25 protein-coding genes are annotated in these 24872 nt (G+C 59.1%); 8 read left to right on the top strand and 17 right to left on the bottom strand.

The window, feature by feature from the left end:
- Positions 1 to 86 precede the first annotated feature (86 nt).
- The 7 genes from gspF to gspG form a co-directional block, all read right to left on the bottom strand.
- Positions 87 to 1298 carry a type II secretion system inner membrane protein GspF gene (gene gspF / locus ACYSTU_RS14550; RefSeq protein ID WP_498999555.1) on the bottom strand — a complete coding sequence of 404 codons (1212 nt, stop codon included), beginning with the start codon at positions 1296 to 1298 and terminating at the stop codon, positions 87 to 89.
- Positions 1298 to 2704 carry a type II secretion system ATPase GspE gene (gene gspE / locus ACYSTU_RS14545; protein WP_498999552.1) on the bottom strand — a complete coding sequence of 469 codons (1407 nt, stop codon included), beginning with the start codon at positions 2702 to 2704 and terminating at the stop codon, positions 1298 to 1300. The genes gspF and gspE overlap by 1 nt, the downstream gene beginning before the upstream one ends.
- Before the next feature lie 1301 nt (positions 2705 to 4005).
- Complete coding sequence (gspD, locus tag ACYSTU_RS14540) at positions 4006 to 6393, bottom strand: type II secretion system secretin GspD (RefSeq protein ID WP_498999549.1); 2388 nt, start codon at positions 6391 to 6393, stop codon at positions 4006 to 4008.
- Entirely contained in the window at positions 6390 to 6938 is a 549-nt protein-coding gene (gene gspM / locus ACYSTU_RS14535; RefSeq protein ID WP_498999546.1) for a type II secretion system protein GspM, read from the bottom strand. Before gspM ends, gspD begins: the two co-directional genes overlap by 4 nt.
- Positions 6931 to 8052, bottom strand: coding sequence for a type II secretion system protein GspL (gspL, locus tag ACYSTU_RS14530; protein ID WP_498999544.1), 1122 nt, complete (start codon positions 8050 to 8052; stop codon positions 6931 to 6933). Before gspL ends, gspM begins: the two co-directional genes overlap by 8 nt.
- Positions 8049 to 8969 (bottom strand): type II secretion system minor pseudopilin GspK, encoded by a 921-nt coding sequence (gene gspK / locus ACYSTU_RS14525; protein ID WP_498999541.1) that lies wholly within the window; start codon positions 8967 to 8969, stop codon positions 8049 to 8051. Before gspK ends, gspL begins: the two co-directional genes overlap by 4 nt.
- 47 nt (positions 8970 to 9016) lie before the next feature.
- The gene (gene gspG / locus ACYSTU_RS14520; protein ID WP_428985064.1) at positions 9017 to 9475 is read right to left on the bottom strand and encodes a type II secretion system major pseudopilin GspG; all 459 of its coding nucleotides are present in this window, start codon (positions 9473 to 9475) and stop codon (positions 9017 to 9019) included.
- 148 nt (positions 9476 to 9623) lie between these two features.
- On the opposite strand from gspG, the gene gspI reads away from it, so the two are divergent.
- The gene (gene gspI / locus ACYSTU_RS14515) at positions 9624 to 10010 is read left to right on the top strand and encodes a type II secretion system minor pseudopilin GspI (RefSeq protein WP_207809832.1); all 387 of its coding nucleotides are present in this window, start codon (positions 9624 to 9626) and stop codon (positions 10008 to 10010) included.
- A gap of 415 nt (positions 10011 to 10425) precedes the next feature.
- On the opposite strand, the gene ACYSTU_RS14510 is transcribed toward gspI, so the two are convergent.
- The 6 genes from ACYSTU_RS14510 to ACYSTU_RS14485 all read right to left on the bottom strand — a co-directional run bounded on the left by ACYSTU_RS14510 (position 10426) and on the right by ACYSTU_RS14485 (position 15632).
- On the bottom strand, positions 10426 to 10785 hold the full coding sequence (locus tag ACYSTU_RS14510) for a DUF6124 family protein (protein ID WP_016774969.1): 360 nt from the start codon (positions 10783 to 10785) through the stop codon (positions 10426 to 10428).
- 471 nt (positions 10786 to 11256) lie between these two features.
- Positions 11257 to 11544: a hypothetical protein gene (locus ACYSTU_RS14505; RefSeq protein WP_498999536.1), complete on the bottom strand. Its 288-nt coding sequence runs from the start codon at positions 11542 to 11544 to the stop codon at positions 11257 to 11259.
- 63 nt (positions 11545 to 11607) lie between these two features.
- Positions 11608 to 11994 carry a hypothetical protein gene (locus tag ACYSTU_RS14500; RefSeq protein ID WP_498999534.1) on the bottom strand — a complete coding sequence of 129 codons (387 nt, stop codon included), beginning with the start codon at positions 11992 to 11994 and terminating at the stop codon, positions 11608 to 11610.
- 276 nt (positions 11995 to 12270) lie between these two features.
- Positions 12271 to 13296, bottom strand: coding sequence for a hypothetical protein (locus ACYSTU_RS14495; protein WP_498999531.1), 1026 nt, complete (start codon positions 13294 to 13296; stop codon positions 12271 to 12273).
- Entirely contained in the window at positions 13293 to 14867 is a 1575-nt protein-coding gene (locus tag ACYSTU_RS14490) for an AAA family ATPase (RefSeq protein WP_498999528.1), read from the bottom strand. Before ACYSTU_RS14490 ends, ACYSTU_RS14495 begins: the two co-directional genes overlap by 4 nt.
- Positions 14868 to 15200: 333 nt before the next feature.
- Entirely contained in the window at positions 15201 to 15632 is a 432-nt protein-coding gene (locus tag ACYSTU_RS14485; RefSeq protein ID WP_498999525.1) for a type II secretion system protein N, read from the bottom strand.
- Between the two features lie 120 nt (positions 15633 to 15752).
- Here ACYSTU_RS14485 and gspH point away from each other — a divergent pair, with 120 nt between their 5' ends.
- Complete coding sequence (gene gspH / locus ACYSTU_RS14480; protein ID WP_460119609.1) at positions 15753 to 16199, top strand: type II secretion system minor pseudopilin GspH; 447 nt, start codon at positions 15753 to 15755, stop codon at positions 16197 to 16199.
- Positions 16196 to 16804: a type II secretion system protein GspJ gene (locus tag ACYSTU_RS14475; RefSeq protein ID WP_498999522.1), complete on the top strand. Its 609-nt coding sequence runs from the start codon at positions 16196 to 16198 to the stop codon at positions 16802 to 16804. The genes gspH and ACYSTU_RS14475 overlap by 4 nt, the downstream gene beginning before the upstream one ends.
- A gap of 696 nt (positions 16805 to 17500) precedes the next feature.
- Here the strand turns inward: ACYSTU_RS14475 and ACYSTU_RS14470 are convergent.
- The 3 genes from ACYSTU_RS14470 to ACYSTU_RS14460 are packed head-to-tail and all read right to left on the bottom strand — an operon-like array spanning position 17501 to position 19742.
- Positions 17501 to 18439, bottom strand: coding sequence for a FecR family protein (locus ACYSTU_RS14470; protein WP_498999519.1), 939 nt, complete (start codon positions 18437 to 18439; stop codon positions 17501 to 17503).
- A 32-nt stretch (positions 18440 to 18471) separates the two neighbouring features.
- Complete coding sequence (locus ACYSTU_RS14465) at positions 18472 to 19023, bottom strand: RNA polymerase sigma factor (RefSeq protein ID WP_041480103.1); 552 nt, start codon at positions 19021 to 19023, stop codon at positions 18472 to 18474.
- On the bottom strand, positions 19020 to 19742 hold the full coding sequence (locus ACYSTU_RS14460; RefSeq protein ID WP_168772673.1) for a secretin and TonB N-terminal domain-containing protein: 723 nt from the start codon (positions 19740 to 19742) through the stop codon (positions 19020 to 19022). Before ACYSTU_RS14460 ends, ACYSTU_RS14465 begins: the two co-directional genes overlap by 4 nt.
- A 149-nt stretch (positions 19743 to 19891) precedes the next feature.
- Between ACYSTU_RS14460 and ACYSTU_RS14455 the strand changes: the two genes are divergently transcribed.
- Entirely contained in the window at positions 19892 to 20194 is a 303-nt protein-coding gene (locus ACYSTU_RS14455) for a hypothetical protein (RefSeq protein WP_016774979.1), read from the top strand.
- Positions 20195 to 20350: 156 nt separating this feature from the next.
- Here the strand turns inward: ACYSTU_RS14455 and ACYSTU_RS14450 are convergent, their stop codons facing one another.
- A complete protein-coding gene (locus ACYSTU_RS14450; protein ID WP_498999515.1) occupies positions 20351 to 20791 on the bottom strand; it encodes a carboxymuconolactone decarboxylase family protein in 441 nt (146 codons plus the stop codon).
- 376 nt (positions 20792 to 21167) lie between these two features.
- Here ACYSTU_RS14450 and pdxR point away from each other — a divergent pair, with 376 nt between their 5' ends.
- The 4 genes from pdxR (at position 21168) to ACYSTU_RS14430 (ending at position 24579) form a co-directional block, all read left to right on the top strand.
- Positions 21168 to 22601, top strand: a complete 1434-nt coding sequence (pdxR, locus tag ACYSTU_RS14445; RefSeq protein WP_498999512.1) for a MocR-like pyridoxine biosynthesis transcription factor PdxR — start codon at positions 21168 to 21170, stop codon at positions 22599 to 22601.
- Positions 22602 to 22724: 123 nt separating this feature from the next.
- Positions 22725 to 23018, top strand: coding sequence for a putative quinol monooxygenase (locus tag ACYSTU_RS14440; protein WP_016774982.1), 294 nt, complete (start codon positions 22725 to 22727; stop codon positions 23016 to 23018).
- Positions 23019 to 23247: 229 nt separating this feature from the next.
- Positions 23248 to 23649, top strand: a complete 402-nt coding sequence (locus ACYSTU_RS14435; RefSeq protein ID WP_498999509.1) for a cupin domain-containing protein — start codon at positions 23248 to 23250, stop codon at positions 23647 to 23649.
- Positions 23650 to 23865: 216 nt separating this feature from the next.
- Entirely contained in the window at positions 23866 to 24579 is a 714-nt protein-coding gene (locus ACYSTU_RS14430) for an ATPase (RefSeq protein ID WP_498999506.1), read from the top strand.
- Positions 24580 to 24872 lie beyond the last annotated feature (293 nt).

Genomic DNA, 24872 nt, shown 5'->3' with positions numbered 1-24872 from the left:
CAGGCTCGCTCCCACAGTTGAAATGCGTTCCTCTGTGGGAGCGAGCCTGCTCGCGAAGAGGCCAGCCCGGCCAACATCAAAAGCGGCTACTGCACCAACTGGTTGATCTCAATAATCGGCAACAACACCGCCATCACAATCACCAGCACCACCCCGCCCATCACCACAATCATCAGCGGCTCGAGCAAGGCGGTCATGCCCATCGCCCGTCGTTCAATGTCCCGGGAAAGCGTCTGTGCCGCACGCTCGAGCATCGGCGGCAGCGAGCCGGTTTTCTCGCCGCTGGCGATCAGGTGAATCAGCACCGGCGGGAACACATTCTCCACGCGCAGCGCGGCGGCGAGGTTGACGCCTTCGCGCACCTTCGCCGTGGCCTCGCTGACGCTCAGGCTCAAGCGGTCGTTGGACAGAGTCTGCCGCGCCGCTTCCAATGCACGCAACAACGGCACGCCGGCACCGCCGAGGATCGCCAGCGTGGACGCGAAGCGCGCGGTGTTCAGGCCGAGAATGAAACGCCCGAACAGCGGCAACTTCAGCATCCGGTGATGCCAGCTCAACCGCGCCGCCGGATTGCGCAAATACAGACGCCAACTCCAGAACGCCCCGGCCATCACAGCCGCACACAACCAACCCCACGTGCGAATGAAATCACTGGCGGTGAGCATCGCCAGGGTCAACCCCGGCAAATCCTGCCGCGCTTGAGAGAACGCGCTGACCACCTGCGGCACCACGTAGCTGAGCAGGAAAATCACAATGCCGATCGACACCAACCCGACCACGCCCGGATAGATGAACGCGGTAAGAATTTTGCCGCGCAGGTTGTTGCGTTCCTCGATGTAATCGGCCAACCGTTCCATCACCTGGGCGAGATCGCCGGACTCTTCGCCAGCGGCAATCAGCGCGCGGTAAATCTCGGGAAAATCCCGTGGCCGCGACGCCAGCGATTCCGCCAGACGCATGCCGCTGCGCACATCGGCGCGCACGGCGCTGAGGGTCTGGGCGATGTGCTTTTTCTCGGCCTGCTCGACCGTCGCGCTCAACGCGGCTTCCAATGGCAGGCTGGCACCGAGCAGGCTCGCCAGTTGCCGCGTGGCCCAGGCGAGGTCGTTGTCGGAGAGTCTGGCGCTGAACAAACCGCCGCCACCGTGTCGGGCGACGTTGCTTTCCTCGTGCACCGACAGCGCCGTCAATCCACGTCCGCGCAAGGCACTGAACGCCGCGCTCTGGCTGTCCGCCTCAAGGTGCCCGGACTCGATTTTCCCGGTGACATCCGCCGCTTCAAAGCGATAGCGATTCATCAGGCGTCCCGTGTCACGCGAAGGATTTCTTCCGGCGCGGTGGCACCGCTGCGAATCCAGCGCTCACCGTCCTCACGCAGGCTGAACATCCCCGCTTTCGACGCCGCCGCGCGCAAGGCCTGCTCCCCTGCCCCTTGGTGGATCAGCGTGCGGATGTCGTCGTCGATGCAGAACAATTCGTGAATGCCGGTGCGGCCGCTGTAACCGGTGTGATTGCATGCTGCGCAGCCGACCGGACGCCAGGTGCCGGGCGTGGCCGGATCTTCCTGTTTGCACTGATTGCACAGGCGCCGCACCAGACGTTGCGCGAGGACGCCGAGCATGGATGACGCGAGCAAGAACGGCTCAACGCCCATGTCGATCAGGCGATTGACCGCCGACACCGCGTCGTTGGTGTGCAGCGTCGCCAGCACCAAGTGCCCGGTGAGCGAGGCCTGCACAGCGATTTGTGCGGTCTCGAGATCGCGGATCTCGCCGATCATGATGATGTCCGGGTCCTGCCGCAGAATCGCCCGCAGCGCGAGGGCAAAGGTCATGTCGATCTTGGCGTTGACCTGAATCTGGCTGATCCCCGGCAGGTCGTATTCCACCGGATCTTCCACGGTAAGGATGTTGCTGGTGCTGGCATCCAGCCGCGCCAGCGCCGCGTAGAGGCTGGTGGTTTTGCCGCTGCCGGTCGGCCCGGTGACCAGGACGATGCCGTGGGGCTGGCGAATCAAATGGTCGAGTTTGGCCAACACCTGCGCATCCATGCCCAAGGTTTCCAGATGCAAGCGCCCGGCCTGTTTGTCGAGCAGGCGCATCACCACGCGTTCGCCATGGCCGGTGGGCACCGTTGAAACGCGAATATCGATCGGCCGCCCCGCTACGCGCAAAGCGATGCGACCGTCCTGCGGCAAGCGTTTTTCAGCGATGTCGAGCTGGGCCATGATCTTGATCCGCGACACCAGCGCACCGTGCAACGCCTTGCGCGGCGAGACCACATCCCGCAGGGTGCCGTCGACGCGGTAGCGCACCACCGAATGGGTTTCGAACGGCTCGATGTGAATGTCGCTGGCCTCATCGCGCGCGGCCTGGGTGAGCAAAGCGTTGATCATGCGAATCACCGGCGCGCCGTCCTGGGTGTCGAGCAGGTCGGTGATCTCCGGCATGTCCTGCATCAGCCGATCGAGATCGACCTCGTTTTCCGCAGCCCCCACCACCGCCGCCGCACTGCCGGTGTCGGCGTAAGCGCTGGCGAGCAAACCGTCGAGCTCGTCATCACGCACCCGCTCGATCCGCGTCGCACCGAACTGCCGACGCACTTCGCTGATCGACCAGCCGGGCGTTGACGGGCACACCGTCAGCACGCCATCGCGCAAAAGAATGCGCTGCGCCTTGGCCCAGGCGTAAGGCAATGCACTCATCGCCCATCCTCCCCGCAATCGACCGTGGCAATGAGATCCTCTGTGGCAATGCGATCCCCTGTGGCAATGGGAACCTCAGTGGCGAGGGGATTTATCCCCGTTGGGCTGCGCAGCAGACCCAAACCTTGAGAATCGATTTCTCCAGGCAGATCGCGTGTACCGGTTTTACGACTGCTGCGCAGCCGAACGGGGATAAATCCCCTAACCACAGTCATCATCTCAGTCAAAACCGGGTGCTCCGTTCAATCGGTACCGTGGCAATGAGATTCCCTGTGGCAATGGGAACCTCTGTGGCGAGGGGATTTATCCCCGTTGGGCTGCGCAGCAGACCCAAACCTTAAGAACCGGTTTCTACAGGCAAATCCCGTGTACCGGTTTTACGACTGCTGCGCAGCCGAGCGGGGATAAATCCCCTCGCCACAGTCATCATCTCAGTCAAAACCGAGTGCTCCCTTCAATCGGTACCGTGGCAATGGGATTCCCTGTGGTAATGGGATCTTCTGTGGCAATGCGATCCTCTGTGGCGAGGGGATTTATCCCCGTTGGGCTGCGCAGCAGACCCAAACCTTGAGAACCAGTTTCTCCAGGCAAATCGCGTGTACCGGTTTTACGACTGCTGCGCAGCCGAGCGGGGATAAATCCCCTCGCCACAGTCATCATCTCAGTCAAAACCGGGTGCTCCCTTCAATCGGTACCGTTGCAATGGGATCTTCTGTGGCAATGCGATCCCCTGTGGCGAGGGGATTTATCCCCGTTGGGCTGCGCAGCAGACCCAAACCTTGAGAACCAGTTTCTCCAGGCAAATCGCGTGTATCGGTTTTACGACTGCTGCGCAGCCGAGCGGGGATAAATCCCCTCGCCACAGTCATCATCTCAGTCAAAACCGGGTGCTCCCTTCAATCGGTACCGTTGCAATGGGATCTTCTGTGGTAATGCGATCCCCTGTGGCGAGGGGATTTATCCCCGTTGGGCTGCGAAGCAGACCCAAAACCTGAGAACCGGTTTCTACAGGCAAATCGCGTGTGCCGGCTTTGCGACTGCTGCGCAGCCGAGCGGGGATGAATCCCCTCACCACAGTCATCATCTCAGTCAAAACCGGGTGCTCCCTTTAATCGATGCCGTGGCAATGGGATCCTCTGTGGCAATGCGATCCCCCGTGGCGAGGGGATTTATCCCCGTTGGGCTGCGAAGCAGACCCAAAACTTGAGAACCGGTTTCTCCAGGAAAATCGCATGTGCCCGGTTTTCGACTGCTGCGCAGCCGAGCGGGGATAAATCCCCTCACCACAGTCATCATTCCAGTCAAAACCGGGTGCTCCCTTCAATAGGTACGGCTTTGATCGTGGCGCGTGGGCCTGATGTCGGCCCCGGCCCCGGCGCTGGCACGCCTTGCGCGGCGCTTGGCAATTGCGGCGCCTGCATGTCCGGCATCGCCCAGCTGCGTTCCGGCTGCAAGCCGCCCTGGGCGCGGCGCATGAAGTCGTAGCGGTTGAGGGTGATGCTGCGCCCTGCTTCGCTGTCGCGGATGATGTACGGGCGCAGGAACACCATCAGGTTGGTCTTTGTGATCGCCCGGCGTTCGTTGCGAAACAGCGCGCCGATGCCCGGTAGGCTGCCCAGCCACGGCACGGCATCATTGCTCTGGCTGTAACCATCCTGAAGCAATCCGCCGAGGACCATGATCTGCCCATCGTCGAGCAGAATGCTGGTATCAATCGCGCGCTTGTTGGTGACGATGCCGGCGGCGGTCACGCTGTTGGACGCGCGTTCATCGATGCTGCTGACTTCCTGATAGATATCCAGCTTCACCGTGCCGCCCTCGGAAATCTGCGGACGCACGTTGAGCTTGAGGCCGACCTCTTCGCGGGTGACGGTCTGGAACGGGTTGTTGCTGGTGCCCCCGCCGCCAGTGACGTAGCTACCACTGACAAACGGGATGGTCTGGCCGACAAAAATGCTCGCCGCTTCGTTGTCCAGGGTCAGCAGGTTTGGCGTCGACAGCACGTTGGTGCCGCCCTTGCTCTTCAGCGCCCGGGCCAGCACTTTCAGGTCGAGAATCTTGCCGATGCCGGGGATATCGACCGTGCCGTTGACGTAGCCAAGGTTCAAACCCTGCGGCAGCACGTCGATGCTGTTCTTGGCCCCCGTGTTGAGACCCGCACCACCTAGATTAGCGCCACCGATCACGCCTTTGCCGCCGAGATCACCGGTCTGCCACTGCACACCGAATTCACTGGCATCGTCCTCGCCGACCTCGACAATCAGGCTCTCGATCACCACTTGCGCACGGCGCTGGTCGAGCAAATCGATGACCTCACGCAGATTGCGATAAAGCGGCTCCGGCGCGGAAATCAGCAGCGTGTTGGTGGTGGCGTCAGCCTGAATCGTCACCCCGCCGGCGCTGAACGCAACGTTCTGTTCGCTGCTCTGCGTACCGCCACTGCTGCTGCCGCCACCACCACCCTGCGCATAACTGCCGCCGCTTGCGCCGCTGCCAGTCGTCGTTGAAGTGCCAGTGCTCGGCGTGCTGCTCTGGCCGTTCTGCCCGGCATTGCCGCCGGTGCTGCTGCCCATCGCGCTGAGTACCGACCGCGCCGCGTCGCTGCTGCCGCTGTCACTCTCGCCGGTGAGCAAACCGCGCAAGGCTTGCGCCAGTTTCGCCGCCTGAGCGTTGCGCAGATAAACCACATGCAGATTGCTCGGATTGCTCTGCGCGTTGTCGAGTTTGTAGATCAGGTTGCGCGCCAGCTCGGTGCGCTCGGGGCTGCCGGCGCGGATGATGATGGTGTTCGAGCGCGGGTCGCCAATCACCGCGATTTTCTGCGTCGGATCATTGCCCGGCGCGTCGAGCAAGTCGGCCACCATCGGCGCGATATCGGCAGCGATGCCGTTCTGGATCTGCACCACATCGGTGTCGATCGCGCTTGGCGTGTCGATGCTCTCGATCAACTGCGCAACACGGGTGAGGTTCTCGGCGTAATCGGTGATCACCACGGTGTTGTTGCCGGGATAAGCGTTGATCGGATTGTTCGGCGAGACGATCGGGCGCAGCACCGGGATCAGGTTCACCGCGTTCTCGTATTGCAGACGAAACGTGCGCGTGAGCATGCCGTTGCCGGCCGGTTTATCCGCGCTGTAGATCGGCCCGCCGAGCAGTTTCGCGTCGGCCTCGGGAACCACCTGCGCCACGCCGCCGACATCGACCACGCTGAAGCCTTGCATGCGCAACGCCGCGAGCAGCATGTCGTAGGCCTGACGGGCCGGCACCTGACCTTCCGAGACCAAGGTCAGATTGCCCTTGACCCGTGGATCGACGAGAAACTGCTGCCCGGTGGCCCGCGACAGCGCACGCACCACCGCCTGAATGTCCGCCTCGACGAAATTCAGCGTCACCGGTTGCTCGCCCAACGGATTACGCGCAACCGCATTGCTCGGCGCAACACCAGCACTGCGCCCACGCTGACTGATGTTGTGCAACTGCTTGGGCACCGGCCGCGCCTGAGCCTGCGCCCGTTCGCGATCGGCCACCGCGTCGCCGCTGCGCTGGGTGTTGGCCAGCGGCCGCCCGAGCTCGCTGTCGACCAACAGCGGCGGCTGATTCTGCGGCGTCGTGGTGCTGTTGCACGCGCTCAATGCCATCAGCAACAACGGCAGCGCCAGACGTGCCGGTTTGCAGCGTGACTCCTTCATGAAGCTTCCTTAGCGCCCTGCGCCTGATCCATGCGAACGGTGCCTGACAATGTGCCGGCAGTGACTTCGGTCGAGGCTGCGCTTGCGCGCTGCAACTGCGCCTCGACCACCTGCAGAGAAAGTTGTGACGGCTGGCTGAGCAGCCAGTCGAGCAGCGCATCGGCCGGCGCGGCGTCGACATTGAGCTGCCACGCGCCACCCTCCGCCGCTTGTAATTGGTAGTGCCCAGCCAGCCCCGCCGCTTGCAGACTTTGCTCCAGCGACTGGCCAACGCTTTGCCCCTGCGGCCGCACATTGACGCTGCGCAACAGCACTTCCAGCGCCTCGGTTTGCGTGCGCAACTTGGGCGTCTCGCTCTGCCAAAAAGTGATCGTGGCCAGCGGCGGCTTGACCAGCGTCAGCCAGATCAGCAGACCGACAAGCACCAGCGCCATGCCGGCGACCATGCGTTTCTCGCGCAGCGCCAACGACTGCCAACGCGCCTGCAACTGGCTGCTGAAGCGCTGCCAGCGCGCACGGTAAATCGCCAGCGTCGCCCTACTCATCGTCTGCTCCGCTGTCGTCGTCTTCGTTGGTGTTTGCGCTGGATTCATCGCTCGGGCGCAAAGTCCAGCCTGCGTCATCGGCAGTGACGCTGATGCCGGCCTGGGCCAAGGTGCTTTGCCAGTCCTTGTCGTTGCCGCCACGGTTTGCATCGCTGAGCAGCGCCAGCTGCAAGACGCCGTCGCGATAGGTCAGACGCTCGACACTGCCAGCCATGAACGGCATGCCGGTGCCGGCCTGCAACACCAGCCGTTTGAAGTTCTGCGCCGGGTCATCGACCGCGCCTTTTTGCCGTTGCTCCAGTTGCTGACGCGCCTGTTGCAGCGGGTTGAGAATCACCGGCAGTTCAGGAAACGCCTGCTTCACCCGCTGACTCATCTGCGCCTTGAGCTGCTGGCCCTGCCGCGCTTCGCGAGCGGCGTAGAGATTCAGGCCGACCACCCAGACCGCCACCGCCAAAGCCACACACCCGACAGCGCGACCCCAGCCTCGTTGCTCGCCGCCGCTTTGCTGCAGACCACCGTGCACCCCCCAACCGGGCAATGGACCGATCCAGCGTTGTGTCGCGTCAGCTGCGAACGATGCCTCATCAACTTCGTCACCGAGCAACGGCTCAACCTGCGCACTGTTCAAACTCTCGCGCCGGAGCAAATGCCCGTCCGCCACACAAGCGACAACCCCCGGCAGCACTGGCAGGCTGTACGGCGCCGGATACAAACCGCGCAGCGTCAACCCCGCCTGCTTGAGTACCGCAGCTAGACGCTGCAAGTGCTGCCGCGCCACCCAGGCGATTTGCACCTGCCCACTCGCATCACGAGGACTGTGGCCGATATGCATTTGGCTGCTGTCGCCGAGCATCAACGCCTGCGCCGCACACTGAACAGCGGCCGCCGCTTTGTTCGCGGGCAGCGGCGGCAGATCAATGCTGGCGAGCAAGCTGTCAGCCGGATGCAGAAAACACAGCAGCGGTGGTTGCTTCGGCCGTTGCCCCAACTGACTAAGGGTGAGCCGCTCCTCACGACTGACCTGCCCCTGACGATCCAGCCAGGCGCAGCTCACTTCGCTGTGCAACTCCAGCTCCGCCAGCGGCGGCAACGCAACGCGCAACTGGCTCATGCGCCCACCCGCGACCAGATCACTTGCGGCAGCCGATCCTCGCTGCGGTGCAGCAAAGCGTCGAGGCTGACCCGACGCTGATCACGCCGCGCTTCACCGCGCAAACGAAACCAGTCACTGGTGATGCCGACCTTGACGCTGCTCACTTCCAACTGCGGCATGCGCAAGCGGTTCACAAAATCGCCGCGATTGATAAACCAGCGCCCCGCGTCACGCTCGGCAATCAACGCCGTCGCCCGCTCCAGCGAAAGTCCCGGCACATAGGCCGCCAGCACCTGCGCCGTGGCGGTGTTGCCGTTAATCCACGTGGTCGCCGGAATCACCGTCACGTACGGCGCCAGTTGGCCGATCAGCGCATCGGTCACGCCTTCAACACTGCGCAAATCATCCAGCGTGCGCAGCATCGGTACCTTAGGCGGTGGCGGTTTGTGATCGGCATCCGGCGACGTCGCGCGGCCGCTGTTGAAACCTGCTTTGCCCGTCGCGCCAATCTGCGCATTCAGCAGATGCGGATACCCGGCAATCACCCGCTGACGAATGCTCTGCCCGACAACGGCGCTCACACCAATCAGCTCGCACAAACGCTCAAACGCCTGCACCTGCGCCTCATCGATGCGCTCATTGGCGACCAGATTGCGCAGGTTGAACTTGCCCTGCTCATCCTCCAGCCGCCCGGCGAAACCCGCCGCCAACAACGGCTGCGCCCAAGGCTGATCACGCCGGGTCAATGGATCACGCAGGCGCGCATCCCACAGCAACTGCCGGCTGATCTCCAGACCACCCTGCGCGACCCAACGCCCCTGCACCCGCTGCTGATCGGCCTCCAGCGCCCGGGTCGCCACGCTCTGACGCGCCAACATCCCCGCCGCAATCACCGCCACCACCGCGGCAATCAACAACGCGCTGATAATCGCCATGCCCCGTTGCTTCGCCCCGTTGAGCGAACCTGTGTTCACGGCCGGCCTTACAACTGCCAGGAACCGATATCGGCATTCACGCCATCGCCGTCAGGCTGGCCATCGGCGCCGAGGGAAAAGATATCGACCTCGCCATTCGCGCCCGGGTTGAGGTACTGATAAGGCCGGCCCCACGGGTCATTCGGCAAACGCTCCAGGTACGAACGCCAGTTGCTGTTCTTCGCATCCGCCGGCCGCTCGACCAACACCTTCAGCCCCTGATTCATGCTCGGATACGTGCCGTGATCGAGGCGATACAACTTCAACGCCTGCATCAACCCACCAATATCCTGCTTCGCCGCCGTCGCCCGCGCCTGATCCGGCCGGTCGAGCACCTTGGGCACCACCATCGCCGCCAGAATCCCCAGAATCACCACCACCACCATGATCTCGATCAAGGTAAAACCCTGCTGCCCACGCGGCATGCGCGGCGGCTGACTGAGCGTTTTCAAAGGTGCGATATCCATCTCGACATTCCCTGGCTTGATCCGAATTCGACGCGCAGTGTTGCAAGAAGATATGTCAGGGATGTTGAAAATCCTCGGGTGTTTCCGTCGTCAAGCCGTCAAGGACGGGGGTTAGCGTCGAGGGCTGGGTTTTGGTTTTGGGCCATGTATGCGCGCGCGAACGCGAGAGGAAGGATTCACCCTGATTGAAGTGCTGGTGGCACTGGCAATCATCGCCGTCGCCATGTCCGCCGCCGTGCGTGTGGCGGGGTTGATGACGCAGAGTAATGGGCTGCTGCGGGATCGATCGATCGCGCTGATTGCCGCGCAGAGCCGGATGGCTGAGCTGCGGTTGGAGGGGCGATTGCCGAATGGGATGAAGGCTGTTGAATGTGATCAAGGAAGATTGTTGTTGCGCTGCGAACAGGTGATCGCCAGCGCAGAGAATGGCCGACTGCTCAAGGTTGGAATCCAAGTATTTGACCGCAACCAGGATGCCCCGCCGTTGGCCAGACTGGAGACCCTGTTGTCACGGCCAGGAAGCCCCTCACCCTAGCCCTCTCCCGAGGGAGAGGGAACCGATTCGGGGATGTTCGAGAAATACGCCGACCTGAACGCATCGCTCTGAATCCATAATCAATGCGGTCGCTCAGGTCGATGTAAAACGCAAGACACCTTGGTCGGCTCCCTCTCCCTCCGGGAGAGGGCTGGGGTGAGGGGCTCTTTTACTCGAGTGTCTACAGGTCTCAGGCATACGCAGCTATGCAGCAATGGAAACTCCGGCAATACACCAGAATCACACCGACCAGAACGCAGCATCACAAATGCATAATCAACGCGCACGCTCAGGTCGATGTACATCGCAAGATACCTCGGTCGGCCCCCTCTCCCTCCGGGAGAGGGCTGGGGTGAGGGGCTTTTCTGGCGCACCTAAAATCCCAAGGCCCAGCGCCGGACCAAGGCCAACAACATCACCCCGCCACCTCCAAATTATCCATCACCCGATTCACCGCCAGCTCCCCCAGCATGATCAGTTGAGCAACCCCCAACAACGCCCGCCGCTGCGGCGCTGGCAACAAACTGGAAATGTCCTGAGCAATCGTCTTCGCCGAAGCAAGCGTCTCACTCGCATCAGCCAGCAATTCTTCATTCTTGGTATCCGCCGTCACCGCATACATCCCACGCGCTTTACGCGGCGGAGGCAGGAGATTGTTTGGAGACAGGTAATGATCGAGTGCGCGGTCAGCGGCTTCGTGGAGCTTGTTGGAATCGAGGGATTCGTAGGGAGACGTGGGATCGGTTTCGGGTGGGTTGGGTGTTGGTTTGATCATGGTGAAGCTCCATTTTTATACCTGGTGGAACCACCAAAACCTGTCGCTAAACAAGTAAGGGTGGCAGCTGTGCGCGGGTTAGCGAACCGAGAGGTATAAGACCCGGCAGACCCGAAGGTCTCCCACGCACAGCCACCATAACGTCATCGCAAACGTCTGCGACAAACTGGAGCGTCGTTGAACTTATACCTGGTCGGGTCGCTAAACCCGGTCGCTGGATTGCAGCGACCCATAGACGATATAGACCAGGAACATAGCTCACAAGCCGGCGGATTCTGGCGTAGCTGTAGGCAAAGGCGCAAGGGTGTGTAGCCTGGGAGAGTGTTTGGAGATGTCTTTTTAAACATTGGCGTTTATCGTGAGCTTCACTGCGTCTCGGATCCCACGAAAGATTTGTACCTTGCCCCAACAGACGGAAGAAAATGACCGAGATTGCCGGTCGTAACTGACACCTCGGCCATATAAATCACGTTATTTCTTCCGGCACATATCGACGTCATCCTGAGTGCTCAGGTCTGTAGCGATGCCCAACCGGTACCAGCAGTAATCAATAATCCACCCCCGCTCCTCCGCTGTCAGGAGCTCTACCTTCCTGATATCTCCATCATTGGCGTGGATGTTGTAGAACTTCATCTGAAACGTGGGGTGTTTTTTGATGAATACAATCGTCTCGATGTCGCCATCCTCAACGGCGTTGTAGTAGCCGACGTAGAGCATGGTCGCCACAACGAGGTTTGCCGCGATTAAAAGCTTTTTCATTTTTTCGGTGCCGGAGGGTGGAAGCAGATTTTTTTGGCTTTGATGACTCAGTGTTCAGCAGCGCTAAACAAAACCTGACTTAACAGCGGTCCCAAAGCTGATCATGACCAACAACAGAGAAATGACGCTCCATTGCAGCACCACTAGCTTACGTTTAAGGGAGTCTGGGTAACTGGCCAAATCTTCAGAGCTCAGCTCACCCCGTTTCAAATAAAAATTAGGGAACGTCGCAACCCCCGAAGTGCCGCCTACAAGCAGAAGCTTTCCCCAAGGCCCGCCATGCCGAAGCGGAGCGCGAGCCGTGACGGCTGAGCAATTCTTCAGGTGCTCCAACATCAAATCCATGTTTGTATAGGCCAGGTGCAAACAGACGGCTATCCAAAGAATTAGCCCTGCAAGATCCACGATGGCAATGGACAGAAGTACCTTATCAACGACGTTCAAACTCATTTACTTACCCCATAGATCTCCTTACCGGCACATTCTAATATCGACATAAACATGATAATTCTTTGAGTACCGCCACAAATACTAATTACAAGTCGCGGTTGTAGCCCCCTCCAAAGTACACTTCGATTCAGCCAGAACCGGACCGACTCGCATTCCGTCTGCTGCGTATCGTCGCAGGTAGCACTGAGCACTGACCACTCGCAGGCGAAAAAAAGGGGACGATTTAGTTTTAAACAAGTAGCTCCATCCCCTGATCCAATCAAAAAACCACAATAACTATCTAACAGAGTTTTTTGGACATACTCCCCAAGATGCAACCATTCGACTCAGCCACATAAAGGAGGCGTCACGTTCATTAACCATTTCTGCCAATTTGTGAGTGGTAATTTCCCGCATAAAATCTATACAACGATCTAGAAAGCGAGACCCCATGGGTTGGCATACCCATGAGCTAGGATCTAATCCCTCGGACAGGCGAGAAGCCCAGAAATCTATACCATGCAAGGAATCTACAGCAAGTGCATCAGAAACCATCAGGCCATTCTTGTGATCGGCATAGCGACGCATTTCATCAGTAAGACCTAAAAATGCCTCACAGTTGTAACCGGCCTGCTCTGACAATATCTTATCTGCCACTTTCCACGGCACTAAATTCTCAGCTTCGGTGCACTCTAAAATATGAAGCCAATAAATAACACCCCACCCTAAAGGATACGCAGAAAATCGTGCAGCAGTGTCTTTTAGGCCTGCACTAGGATGAGTTCGATCACTGTCTAAGATGCACAACACCATTCCGTTCTGAGACAAACTATACTCGAAAGAATTTACAGTGGTATTCCCACCACCGCCAACACTCCTAAATCTAACGTCATGCGAAGAAAGCAACTTCTTATTTCGAAGATAAACCTTCCCACCCAACAAGTAAAAATTTATGTCCGATAAGTTTTCAGCGACAAACAACGGCAACTGAACTGAGGCGCTGTCCATAAAATTGGAGTAGCTAACAACCAAGCGATTTGGAGCAACAAATCCTAATGTATTTTCCGTAGAAAAATCCACTTCCACATAAAACTCGAAGCACTCAAGTATTGATTTTGTTAGACGCGATCGATCCTTAAGCTCATAAAGAACCTGCAAGTTATATCCCGCAACAACGCCTGACTCGATTACCTCCGATATTTTTCTGGACGGCATCCATAGTTCGTGTTTGGCTTCTCCAAAAGCCATTACAAGATTATTGAATGCTTTCACTTTGTCGCGATCGCCAACCAACCCTGGCAGGTCATTAATCACAATGATCATGGTGATAAAAATCCTGCCGGCCAGTCAGTTAAGTACCCATCGTCATCGAACCGCGACAAATGAGTTCTCGTATATCCGGAATCATCTTTTTCAAAAAGAGTAACACTAACATCCTCATTGCTTAACTGATCTTCCTCGATACACTCGCCAATCGCATCAATAATATGCTTGCTATGAGTCTCTAAAATGAAGCAAAAATTAGATTCATTTTGCAGGTTAGCAATCTTAGCAATTGCCCGACCAAACATATGTTGTAGATGAGGATGTAAATGCAGTTCTGGCTGCTCGATAGCCAACACCAACTTCTTCTTAGACTGCAAGTGTCGCTCGAAAAAATCCAGCCTACTTTTCGAGTTGTTTTCTAACCATATTGAAACGATGATCGGCAGCAGTTGAGAATACCCAAAACCCATATCGCTGACATTGTGAAACTTCGAATCCTCCGATTCCCGTATGGATAAAGCATAGTGAGAACCAGTATTTGTTAGCTTCAGCTCAAAACCAAAACTTTCTTGGATCCAAACATTAAGGCTATTTCTATCGCTTGGCGTCAGCGAATTCAATACCATGGGCAAGTTCGAACCAGTGTGATCAACTTCTGCCACTTGGAGATCTTGATATCTATAAAATCTTTCGGCAGACGCTCTCACAGGACCTAGATAACGAACACCGGAGTAAAAATCACTTAAAACCTTGTCAATGGAGTCTAGAATTTTATGTAGATTTGCACCTACCATATAACCAAACGTAACGGATACAATATTCTCCTTAGAGTTTTTAAGCTGCTCGTTAAAATGCTTATCATCCGAAAACTGAGTTCGCAAGCTATCAAAAACCTTTCTCTTTGGCAAAAAAGGCATTTCCCACAGCGCCGAGAATACATTTTCACGTCTTTTATTTGCATGGTGCTTTGAAAGTATAAAATCTGCCAACCCCTCCCTGAAGGCCGTTCTTAATCGATCATTACCCCAGTACTTACTATCAGACTTATCTGCATTTTTTCGATTCGAGAAATCAGTTGGTATCAACTTCCCCTTGCTCGTCACCTTGCAATCTGAAAACCCCTCATCTATTACAACCCCACCCGTCCGAATCGAAATATTTACGACGGATGATTCTTTATATACAATTTCAACGTCAACACCTTCAATTTTAACTAATAATCTACTAACTACACTTTCATAGTCTTCCTGACCAACCGCCAACGTAAACTGAACCGAAAAAATATTTTCCTTATCAGATCCACTAGGAAAGCCACCAATGAAACGATCTAAAGTATCAGCTCCCTCACCCACAGATACATCGATATCAAAATCAAACATAACCTCAGCAGCATTTGAATTGATTGCCGTCCTCAAGTCTCCAAAATCAACGAAGCTGCCATACCAGAGAATCGGGTTTTTGGTATCTGCTTGAACAGACTGCCTCAACAATGGAAAAGTTCTAAGAAAAGTACTCTTCCCACAACTATTTTTACCAACAAATATATTAAGTTTTTTAAGGGGAATAGACTTGTTATCCATTCCAAAGCTTCTCAAGTTTCTAACGCGTACTGACTTCAGTCCTTTCATAGTGCGCCCTGTATTCAAGCTTTCAACATTGCAAAAGATTGCTGAGAGGATACACCTTTCGTACTCACTGTCGAAGGCCGTATTTGAAGATTGTTATGGAGCCACATTGCTGTGTCGTGAGGTATCGACGCAGGCTGAATATCGCTCTTGCGTTCAATCGAGGAACATCTAGGCTTAGTCAAGTCTGCCCTAAGTCGCGCCTACCTTAAAACCGAAGCGACCACGACTGCAGCGAACCTTCGCTTGTCCGCTCACTACTTACACCTTCTGACCAGATAGTCGTAGAGAGACTGCTCGAACTAAGACGCCAAACATCGACTGCAGTCCCTTAAATCAGGGTCTCGTAAGGCTAGGCAACACCACCCCCTCCCCCAACCTCTGCACCCCCAACCTCACCCTTTCCCCACCCCGCTCAATCACCACCCCATCCCCCTCAACCCCCACCAACTTCACCCCAACCCCAACCTTCTCCCCCACCAAAAAACTCCTCGGCGCGCCATCATTCAAACTCAATATCGCCACCGTCCCACTCCCGCCCGCGATCACCCCACTCACCTTGATATCCACCGGCGCAGTCTCATTGGAAAACCAACGCAACGCCGGGCTATCGCTCCTCGCCGCGAGCACTTGCGGGGTGGCTGCGGGGGTGTGGGATTCCGCCGAGGTCAGCAGCAGCGACGACCACGTCGCGACGCCCACCAGGGCGGCGAGCAGTGCCAGGGCCTGGACGGTTTGCGCCGGGGTAATCCGTGAGGTGATTTTCATGGGTTGTCGCTCCTTGTTGTCCCTGTTGCCAGCCTACGCGGCAATTCTCTCCGTTTTATTTCACATGCCTTACATGTTCGCCGGGCACGATGGGGTGGGACGCCAAGGAGCGCGTGGGTGATGAGCAGGCAGCAGGGTTTTACGTTGATCGAGTTGATGGTGGTGCTGGTGATCATCGGCATTGCCAGTGCGGCGATCAGTTTGAGTATCAGGCCTGATCCGTTGCAGTTGTTGCGCAAGGATGCCGAGCGGGTTGCGCAGTTGTTGCAGGTGGCGCAGGCCGAGGCGCGCGCGGATGGGCGGCCGATTGTGTGGGTCGCGGATGCCAAGGGGTTTCGGTTTGGGCGGCGTGAGGATGATGGCGTGGGGTTTGAGTCGTTCAAGGAGGATGCGCAGTTGCGCCCGCGTGCGTGGCAGAGCCCGAAGGTGGAGGTACGTGTGGAGCCCCGGCAGACGGTGGTGCTGAATGCCGAGTGGATCAATCCGCCGTTGCGGCTGATTTTGTCGGATGGGGCCAATCGGCTGAGTGTGCTGCGCGATGGCAGTGGGCGGATCAGTATCCAATGAAGACTCAGCATGGGTTCACTCTGATTGAGGTGATGGTCGCGATTCTGCTGATGGCGGTGGTGAGTCTGATTGCCTGGCGCGGGCTGGACAGTGTGACGCGGGCGGACAGTCATTTGCAGGCGAGCAGTGAGCAGAGCGATGGGTTGTTGCGGGTGTTGAATCAGTTGCAGCGGGATGTGGACATGCGCGCGGGGGTGGAGTTGAGCGAGCCGCGCAAGCTCGGGGCTGAGGATGAGGCGCCGACCGCGCCGCCGGCGGTGACGGTGCGCAGTAGTGATAGCAAGGGGTTTCGGCTGGACATCATTCGTAGCGCGGCGGATCAGCCGTGGGCGTTGCAGCGGGTTCGCTGGTGGGTCAAGGGGGATACGTTGTATCGGGCGGTGGCTGAGGCGCGCAGTCGCTATCCGTTGCCTGCGCCTGGGAATGGGGTGGCGGTGTTGAGTGAGGTGAGTGATGTGCAGGTGCGGGTTTGGGAGGTGGATAAGGGGTGGCGGCAGTTGAGCGGGAATCGGCGGGAGGATCCGTTGGGGTTGGAGATTAGTTTGAGTCGGCAGACGGCGCAGGGGGTTGAGCGGTATCGGCAGGTGATTGGGTTGTTGCAATAGCTGGGGTCACCGCAGTTTTTTGTAGGAGTGAGCCTGCTCGCGATTGCGGTGGGTCAGTCAATGTTGTTGTTACTGGTAGACCGCTTTCGCGAGCAAGCTCGCTCCCACAATTGGGTTGGGGGCAGTCAGTTGCAGGTTGGTTGGCTGTTAGGCCGTCATCGCTGGCAAGCCAGCTCCCACAGAGATCGAGTGCGACCGGAAGATATTGGTCAGCTGGGCAACCGCTTTCGCGAGCAGGCTCGCTCCCACAATTGGGTTGGGGGCGGTCAGTTGCAGGTTGGGTGGCTGTTAGGCCGTCATCGCTGGCAAGCCAGCTCCCACAGGGATCGAGTGCGACCGGAAAATATTGGTCAGCTGGGCAACCGCTTTCGCGAGCAGGCTCGCTCCCACAATTGAATCGGGGGCGGTCAGTTGCAGGTTGGGTGGCTGTTAGGCCGTTATCGCTGGCAAGCCAGCTCCCACAGGGATCGAGTGCGACCGGAAGATATTGGTCAGCTGGTAGACCGCTTTCGCGAGCAGGCTCGCTCCCACAATTGAATCGGGGGCGGTCAGTTGCAGGTTGGTTGGCTGTTAGGCCGTCATCGCTGGCAAGCCAGCTCCCACAGGGATCGAGTGCGACCGGAAGATATTGGTCGGCTGGGAAACCGCTTTCGCGAGCAGGCTCGCTCCCACAGGGGATCTGTGTGTGGCAGGCAGTTAGCTGAGGACGACGACGCCGCCGGGCAGTTCGGTGCATTTGATGCCGTAGGCATCGCGGATCAGCAGGGCGACGCCGGCGAGTTGGTCGAGGTTGAAGCGGGCCTGGACGCGGCGTTGGCCGAGTTCGCGGTTGAGCAGCAGGAGCATGCCGGGGCGGTAGCGGTTGATTTCGTCGATCATCTGGCTGAGGGTCGCGCCGTTGAACACCAGCACTTGTTGGCGCCAGTTCATCACGGCGGCGGTGTCGACGGTTTGTACGTTGCCGATTTGCCGTGCGTCGTAGGTGACTTGCTGGCCGGCTTCGAGGCGCAGGTTGCGGCCGTCGATGGCCACGTCGACCGCGCCGTCGAGGCAGGTCACGCAGACTTGCTGGTCGGTGTTGCGCAGGTTGAAGCGGGCCTGACTGGCGCGCAACCACCCTGCTCCGGCCTGCATCGCCAGTGGCAGGCGTGCGGTTTGCACTTCGACTTCGCCGCTGACCAGTTCAAAGCCCTGCACGCCGTTCTCGACGCTGCGCTGGTTGATGCGGGTCTGGGTGTTGAGTTCGAGGCTGACGCCTTGTGCCGGTTCGACCCGGCGTTGCTGGCCGACTTCGGTGATGTAGTCGGCGCCCAGTCCTTCGAAGCCACCGGGAATGGTGCCGCGCACCAGCAGGAATGCAGCGGATGCGGCAATCGCACCGCCGAGAAATGCCCGTCGACCGAAGCTGCGTCGGCCCTGCACGGCTTCGGCGGCCGGTTGCAGGTGATGCCACAGCCGCTTGGCTTCTTCGAACGCCTGGGCATGTTCGCCGCTTTGCGCGCACCATTCGCGCAGGGCGCGGGCGTCGGCGACGGTGGCGCGGCCCGAGGTCAGCAGGATCAGCCAATCTTGGGCTTCGCTGTGCAGAGACTCGGTGGCCGAAGGCTCGGCGGGTTTCAGTCGAAAGATGTTCAAACGCGCAAATTCTCAACGGATTAATCGGGTCACTATTCGCTAGACGGTTTTCCGGCACCGCGACCGAACCGCTGAAACACTTTTCTTTCCAGTTTCGCTGCGCAGAAGCCCAACGCGGCTTTGATTTCCTTTTCAACCATGCGCGTGGAAATGCCGAAACGCTGGGAGATTTCCAGGTGTGGCGCCTCTTCCAGCCGCGCGGCGATGAAGATTCGCCGACGTCGTGCGGGCAGTTCGTACAAGGCGCTGAGCAGCGCCTGCATCTCCTTTTGCCCACCGACCACCCGCGCCGGGTCGAGGGCTTCGTCGCCCAGTTGCAGCAGTTCCTCGACTTCGGTGCCGGTGAGCAGGCGCGCATCGGCCTGTCGACGGTCGGCGGCGATGTTGAGGGCCATGCGATACAGGTAGGCGTTGGGCTTGAGCAGGTTCGGCGGGGTTTCCATGCGATCGACCCGCAGCCAGGTTTCGTGCAGCACGTCGTTGGCCAGGTCTTCGGAACCGAGGCGGCGGCGCAGGCGCACGCGAAAATCCTCGTAGGAGCTGAGGAACAGCTGGCCCATCGTGCTTTGTCCGGCGTCTTTCATCCCCCGGAAACTCCTTCCCATCTCGTGCATTCCATGCGTTTCCCTGACGACTCCGGTAACAACAGCAACGTGACCGGCTGGCGCAAGGCGCTGGGCGTCGGCCGATCGATTGTGAGGTTGCGAAAACTCTCCACCAGCGCGTTATCGCGCCGTACATCGCCGGTCGAAGTGACCAACCGGTTGTGCTGCACCACGCCGTCGCGCCCGACCCACACCTGCAACACCGCGCGATAACTGCCCGGTCGGGTCAGCGGCGAACGACACAGCTTGCGCTCGATCGCCGCTTGCACCGCCGTCGCGTAACTGCGGTTGACCGCGACAGCGGCCGGCGTGGGTTTGTCCGTCGGCACTGGCAGGTCTTCCACCTGCGCCGCTTGCAAGGTGAACGCGTCGGCGCGGGCGTAGCGCGCCATCAACCCGGTGCCGCCGAGCAGATGGCGCAAGGCGTCGGCGGCGGTGAATTCGCCATCCACGGCGAGGGAGCGACGGCCCCGGCTCAGCTGACTGTCGACCAACACCGCGACGCCCGTGGCGCGGCTGTATTGATCCAACGCCCGAGCCAGTTCCTGCGCGGGGATGTGCAAGGTCATGCGCATATCCGCCGCTGCCGGATCAGCATTTGCCGCGCAGGCCAGCAGACCGAGCAGCCAGCCCAGACCCGCGCGGCGCACAAGCGTCGCCGAGCGCTGAAGACTGATCCGCGAACTGCCTCGCTGCACGACTGGCGCACCCCTGAAAATCGCTATCCTGCGGGGCATTTATGACTCTGGTATGACGGGCAGTGCAAAAAAACCATCACGGGTTTTGCGCCGCGCTTGCACTAGACTCAAACCCAGAGCGGCCCAATCGGGCGGGCCAGGAGGCGGACATGAAAACACGGTGGATGTGGGTCTTGCTGATGACGGTGGGCGCGGCGCAGGCGGAGGAGCCGCTGGGTTGTGTCGAGGTCACGGTCGGCGGTTACAAGGCGCCGAATTACGATTGCCTGAGCCAGCAGATGGGCAACAACCCCGACGGCGCGGCGGCGGCGCAGAAGAACATGGAAGCGTTGAATGTGCCGGTGCACAAGCGCGCGCCGAATCAGGTCGGACTGGCGACCCCGGCCGCGACCAGTACGCGGATGGGGAATACGTTTGGCACATCAGTGAAACCGCAGCGACCGCCGCAGTGAAGGACTGATCGTTCCCACGCTCCTGCGTGGGAATGCAGCCCGGGACGCTCTGCGTCCCATTGGAACGCGGAGCGTCCCTTGAGGCATTCCCACGCGGAGCGTGGGAACGATCGGCGTGTACCTCTTCTTTCTCTCGTTTTGTTTTTACGACGCAACTCAATCACTCGGGGTCTGGCGGAAGCTGACGGCCAGGCGGTTCCAGCTGTTGATGGTGCTGACCGCAACCGTCAGGTCCACCAGTTCACCTTCATCAAATTGCTCGCGCGACTGTTGGTAAACGTCATCCGGCACGTGGCTTTCGGCCAACAGCGTCACCGCCTCGGCCCAGGCCAGCGCCGCGCGTTCGCGGGGGTTGAAGAAGTTGCTGTCGCGCCACACCGCGACCGCATACAGGCGCCGATCACTCTCCCCGGCTCGCCGCGCGTCCACCGAATGCATGTCGGTGCAGAATGCGCAGCCGTTGAGCTGCGAGGCGCGGATTCTGATCAGTTGCAGCAGCGGCGCTTCGATGCTCAGGTTGGCGGTCAGCGCCTCCATAGCAAGCATCGCTTTCATCGCCTTGGGCGACGCGCTGTAGTAATCCAGACGCAGGGACATGGCGCGGCTCTCGGCAGGCGGAATGATGAGTTCACGGTACGGGCTGTGCAGGCTGTGTTACAGCCCCAATTCCACGAATTTCGGCTACACCACTGCCCCCTACCTTTACGCGCTGATCGTTCCCACGCTCCGCGTGGTAACGCCTCCCGTGACGCTCTGCGTCACAGTGGACGCGGAGCGTCCATGGCTGCATTCCCACGCGGAGCGTGGGAACGATCAGGTAACGATCAGGTAACTGACCCGCCGCTTTCGCGAGCGGCTCGCTCCCACAGGGACTTGCGCCAATTTGCGGTTTTTACTCCACGCAACTACTGCCAAAAGCCCAACAACGCTAATCTGACCGACACTTCACTCGACACCCGGGAGCCTCGTCGGTATGGAACTTCATGTCGTGATCAACGGCCGCAAGGATCTTGCCGGTCAGTTGTATCAGCAGTTGCGCGCGGCGATTGAATCCGGGCGGTTGGCGGCGGGTACGCAGTTGCCGCCGAGTCGCTTGCTGGCCGAGCAATTGGGCATCTCGCGCAAGACCATTTCCGACACCTATGCGCAGCTGACCTACGAAAATTTCCTCACCGGCGTGATCGGCAAAGGCACCTACGTCAACGCCCGCCCGGCACAGGTGCAGCGCAAGCAGAGCCACACCGAGCTGGCCAGTGCCGAGGTGATCGAGAGCTGGCGCAATCTGCCGGTGTTCCTCCGTCACCCGACGCTGGAAGGTTCGCTGCGCTACGACTTCATCGGCGGCGCCACCAGCAAAGGCCAGTTCCCCCACGACGACTGGCGCCGCTGCGTCGCCCATGCGATGCGGCAGATGGCGCAGTCGAAAGGCTTATACAGCGTCGCCGAAGGCTTGCCGGCGCTGCGCAATGCGATCGCCCGGCACATCGCCTTTTCCCGTGGCATCAATTGTCAGGACGAGGACATCGTGGTGTGCAACGGCGCGCAGCAGGCGCTGGACCTGATTGCTCGCGTACTGACCCGCCCCGGCAGTCTGGTGGCGATGGAAGATCCGGGCTATCCACCCGCGCGCTTGCTGTTCGGCACCCACGGCGCCGAAGTGGTCGGCGTGCCGGTGGATGCCGAGGGTATTCAGGTCGAGCACATTCCCGATGGTACGCGGCTGATTTATGTGACGCCGTCGCACCAGTTCCCGCTGGGCATGGCGATGAGTCAGGCGCGCCGCGAGGCCCTGCTTGCCCGTGCCTATGAGCTCGGCGCGATCATCATCGAAGACGATTACGACAGTGAATTCCGCTACGAGGGCCGGCCTACAGATTCGCTGTACAACCTCGATCAGCGCGGTATCGTCGCCTACGTCGGCACCTTCTCGAAAACCTTGCTGCCGGAGTTGCGCCTGGGCTACGCGATCCTGCCGCCGTCGATCATCGAAGCGGTGATTCGCGCCAAGCAGTTGACCGATCTGCACGCCTCAACCTTGCCGCAATGGGCGCTGGCCAAGTTCATCGCCGAGGGTTGTCTGCTCAAGCACATCCGCCGCTGCCACACGATCTACGCGCAACGTCGCGAACGCATCCTGGAGCGCATGGCGACGGATCTGGCGCCATGGCTGCAAGCCGTGCCGGCCAGTGCCGGGTTTCACATGGCGGTGTTCTGCAAGGTGCCGATCGATTTGCAGTTGGTCATCGAGTTGGCAAAAAAGGTCGAGGTCGGCCTGTATGCGATCAGTGGTTTCTACTACCAGCAGCCGGCGAAAGAAGGCCTGTATTTCGGCTTCGGCGCCATCGAAACCCTGGACATCGACATCGCCCTCGATCGCCTGCGCGACATCCTCGAACAGCTGTCATGAGCCGTTGGTATAAGGCTTTTACCGCCGATTGGTTATTGGTGATTCAGAGCGGCAGGCCTATTCTGCACAGGCGTTATCCCTCAGTGAGCAGGATTCGTCCGGCCTGATTCAGGAGTGTGAGCAATGTCCAACGAAGTGATCAACACGGTTGAGGTCAAGGCGGTTGCGGGCCGCTCGGAAGAGCTTGGCAAGCAATTGCAGAAGATCGTCGACACCCTGCGCGAAACCCCGGGCTGCGATTCCTACCTGGTCGACCGCTGCCCCGAGGACAGCCACCGCTGGACGGTCAGCGCGCGCTGGCAGTCGGAAGCGGCGATGCAGGCGCATTTCAACCGGCCCGAGGCACAGGGGTTTATCGACCTGATCGATAGCCGCCTGGCCAATAGCGTCGATTTCAACAGCTTTCCCATCGTCTGAACCGGCCTCTTCGCGAGCAAGCTCGCTCCCACAGGGTTATTTGTTGTTCACAAGATGGGTGAGCAACCGCAGAACCTGTGGGAGCGAGCTTGCTCGCGAAGGCGATTTGCGCCACACCGAAATCCTTGCGAGACCAATTGGTCACCTGATCTTCGCGAATATTGGCCGTTTGAACCGGCCACATTGCGGCCTACTGTGAGCACACCCCAACCATCACAGGTAACCCGCCATGAAAGCCCTGCCCCTCTTCGCCGCCGCCCTCGCCTTCAGCCTGTCTGCTTCGGCAATGGCCCACGATCCGTCCGAAAAAATTACCGTTCTGCAGGAACAACTGCTGAAAAACGCTCCCGGCAAGAAAGCCATGATGATCGAAGTCGACTACCAGCCCGGGCAATCCTCAATCGCCCATAAGCACGAAGGCACGGCGATGGCTTACGTGCTCGACGGCGAGGTGATTTCACAGGTCAAGGGCGAAAAAGCGATCACTTACAAGAAAGGCCAGTTCTGGTACGAGCCGGCCGGTTCCGAGCATCTGGTGTCGAAAAACGCCAGTTCGACCAAGCCGGCCAAGTTGCTGGTGTTCATGGTGCTGGCCCCGGATGAGCAGGTGCTGATTCCGCTGGAAAACTGATGGCTGAACGGCCAGCCATAAACGAAAGGCGCGAATCGAGCATTTGCGCCTTTTTTATTGCCTTGGAGCATTACCTGCAAACGCTTAAAGCCAATAAAACTAACCGCGCAAAGGTTATTCAGCCAACGGTCAGGCCGGCAGGTTTAACCTGAATATCCGCCGAACCATCGGCCCGTGCACACTCATCGACAGACCTTGTTTCACGGGAGAAACACCATGAAACCTGCGCTTCCCGCCCTGCTGGCGATCTCCGTTTTGCTGCTCTCTGCCTGCTCTGTTCCCACTGCCCCGCAAGCGGTGTCATCCCTCGACACGCTCCTGCCGCACCCGACCGGTCGCAGCAGTGCTACTCAGGTCAACAGCGGTCCCGGCGTCTCGCTGGGGGTGATTTACAGCCCCGGCACCCAGGCCAATCGCCAATACTTGCGCGAGTATCAGGCCAAGGCCGGCACCGGTTTTGGTCAGAGCCTGCTGGTGCAACCGATCCACGACGCCTACGTCGCCAGCTCCAGCCCGGATCGCGCGGTGCAGTGGGTCAACGCTTCGCTGCAACGCCAGTTCGGCTCGGTGACGGTGTACCCGGACATGCAAAGCCTGCGCGCGGCCAGGCCGGATGTGGTGGCGATCATCGATACCCACAGCCAGTTGATCACCTCGCGCAGCTCGGATATCCGCGCGGATGTCAGTGCCGATTTTTACGATGCGCAATTGAACTACATCGGCACGGCGAAGGGCTCGCAGGCTAGGGAGCTGACGCCGGTGTGGGCGGACTTCAAGCGCTCGGAAGAGATCGTCGCGGATATCAATCAGCAGGAGGAATTGCAGCTGGCGGCGTTGCGCGAGTTTGACCGTTCGCTGAGTAATCTGGTTGTGCGGCCGGGGGAGAAAGTGTCGATGCTCGAGGGTAAACCAGCTCAAAAGTTGTATTGAATGAAAATACCTCTTCGCGAGCAGGCTCGCTCCCACATTTGGAATGCGAATCCCTGTGGGAGCGAGCCTGCTCGCGAAGGCGCCAGACCAGACACCACAAAAACCCTCAGACATTAAATCCCCGCCAAGACTGGCCATCCCTTCCAAATCCACAATCATCCCCCGCTGTCCACTGTCAGGTCTGACAGTGGACAGCGCGACCGAAAGCTTCCCAAATACCAGCACTGCGTTGATTTGCCGGCCTCTATCGACTGATCGCTTTACGCAAAAACAGCGTATTCGAGGAGCTGACC

The sequence above is a fragment of the Pseudomonas glycinis genome (assembly GCF_054871425.1).
Note: the sequence above shows the minus strand (reverse complement) of the source record. Positions and strands in the feature narration are given on the sequence as shown.

Bases quoted from the DNA above. Each gene is read 5' to 3' on its own strand.
- gspF (WP_498999555.1), bottom strand. From the start codon at position 1,298: ATGAATCGCTATCGCTTTGAAGCGGCGGATGTCACCGGGAAAATCGAG.
- gspE (WP_498999552.1), bottom strand. From the start codon at position 2,704: ATGAGTGCATTGCCTTACGCCTGGGCCAAGGCGCAGCGCATTCTTTTG.
- gspD (WP_498999549.1), bottom strand. From the start codon at position 6,393: ATGAAGGAGTCACGCTGCAAACCGGCACGTCTGGCGCTGCCGTTGTTG.
- gspM (WP_498999546.1), bottom strand. From the start codon at position 6,938: ATGAGTAGGGCGACGCTGGCGATTTACCGTGCGCGCTGGCAGCGCTTC.
- gspL (WP_498999544.1), bottom strand. From the start codon at position 8,052: ATGAGCCAGTTGCGCGTTGCGTTGCCGCCGCTGGCGGAGCTGGAGTTG.
- gspK (WP_498999541.1), bottom strand. From the start codon at position 8,969: ATGGCGATTATCAGCGCGTTGTTGATTGCCGCGGTGGTGGCGGTGATT.
- gspG (WP_428985064.1), bottom strand. From the start codon at position 9,475: ATGGATATCGCACCTTTGAAAACGCTCAGTCAGCCGCCGCGCATGCCG.
- gspI (WP_207809832.1), top strand. From the start codon at position 9,624: ATGCGCGCGCGAACGCGAGAGGAAGGATTCACCCTGATTGAAGTGCTG.
- ACYSTU_RS14510 (WP_016774969.1), bottom strand. From the start codon at position 10,785: ATGATCAAACCAACACCCAACCCACCCGAAACCGATCCCACGTCTCCC.
- ACYSTU_RS14505 (WP_498999536.1), bottom strand. From the start codon at position 11,544: ATGAAAAAGCTTTTAATCGCGGCAAACCTCGTTGTGGCGACCATGCTC.
- ACYSTU_RS14500 (WP_498999534.1), bottom strand. From the start codon at position 11,994: ATGAGTTTGAACGTCGTTGATAAGGTACTTCTGTCCATTGCCATCGTG.
- ACYSTU_RS14495 (WP_498999531.1), bottom strand. From the start codon at position 13,296: ATGATCATTGTGATTAATGACCTGCCAGGGTTGGTTGGCGATCGCGAC.
- ACYSTU_RS14490 (WP_498999528.1), bottom strand. From the start codon at position 14,867: ATGAAAGGACTGAAGTCAGTACGCGTTAGAAACTTGAGAAGCTTTGGA.
- ACYSTU_RS14485 (WP_498999525.1), bottom strand. From the start codon at position 15,632: ATGAAAATCACCTCACGGATTACCCCGGCGCAAACCGTCCAGGCCCTG.
- gspH (WP_460119609.1), top strand. From the start codon at position 15,753: ATGAGCAGGCAGCAGGGTTTTACGTTGATCGAGTTGATGGTGGTGCTG.
- ACYSTU_RS14475 (WP_498999522.1), top strand. From the start codon at position 16,196: ATGAAGACTCAGCATGGGTTCACTCTGATTGAGGTGATGGTCGCGATT.
- ACYSTU_RS14465 (WP_041480103.1), bottom strand. From the start codon at position 19,023: ATGAAAGACGCCGGACAAAGCACGATGGGCCAGCTGTTCCTCAGCTCC.
- ACYSTU_RS14455 (WP_016774979.1), top strand. From the start codon at position 19,892: ATGAAAACACGGTGGATGTGGGTCTTGCTGATGACGGTGGGCGCGGCG.
- ACYSTU_RS14450 (WP_498999515.1), bottom strand. From the start codon at position 20,791: ATGTCCCTGCGTCTGGATTACTACAGCGCGTCGCCCAAGGCGATGAAA.
- pdxR (WP_498999512.1), top strand. From the start codon at position 21,168: ATGGAACTTCATGTCGTGATCAACGGCCGCAAGGATCTTGCCGGTCAG.
- ACYSTU_RS14440 (WP_016774982.1), top strand. From the start codon at position 22,725: ATGTCCAACGAAGTGATCAACACGGTTGAGGTCAAGGCGGTTGCGGGC.
- ACYSTU_RS14435 (WP_498999509.1), top strand. From the start codon at position 23,248: ATGAAAGCCCTGCCCCTCTTCGCCGCCGCCCTCGCCTTCAGCCTGTCT.
- ACYSTU_RS14430 (WP_498999506.1), top strand. From the start codon at position 23,866: ATGAAACCTGCGCTTCCCGCCCTGCTGGCGATCTCCGTTTTGCTGCTC.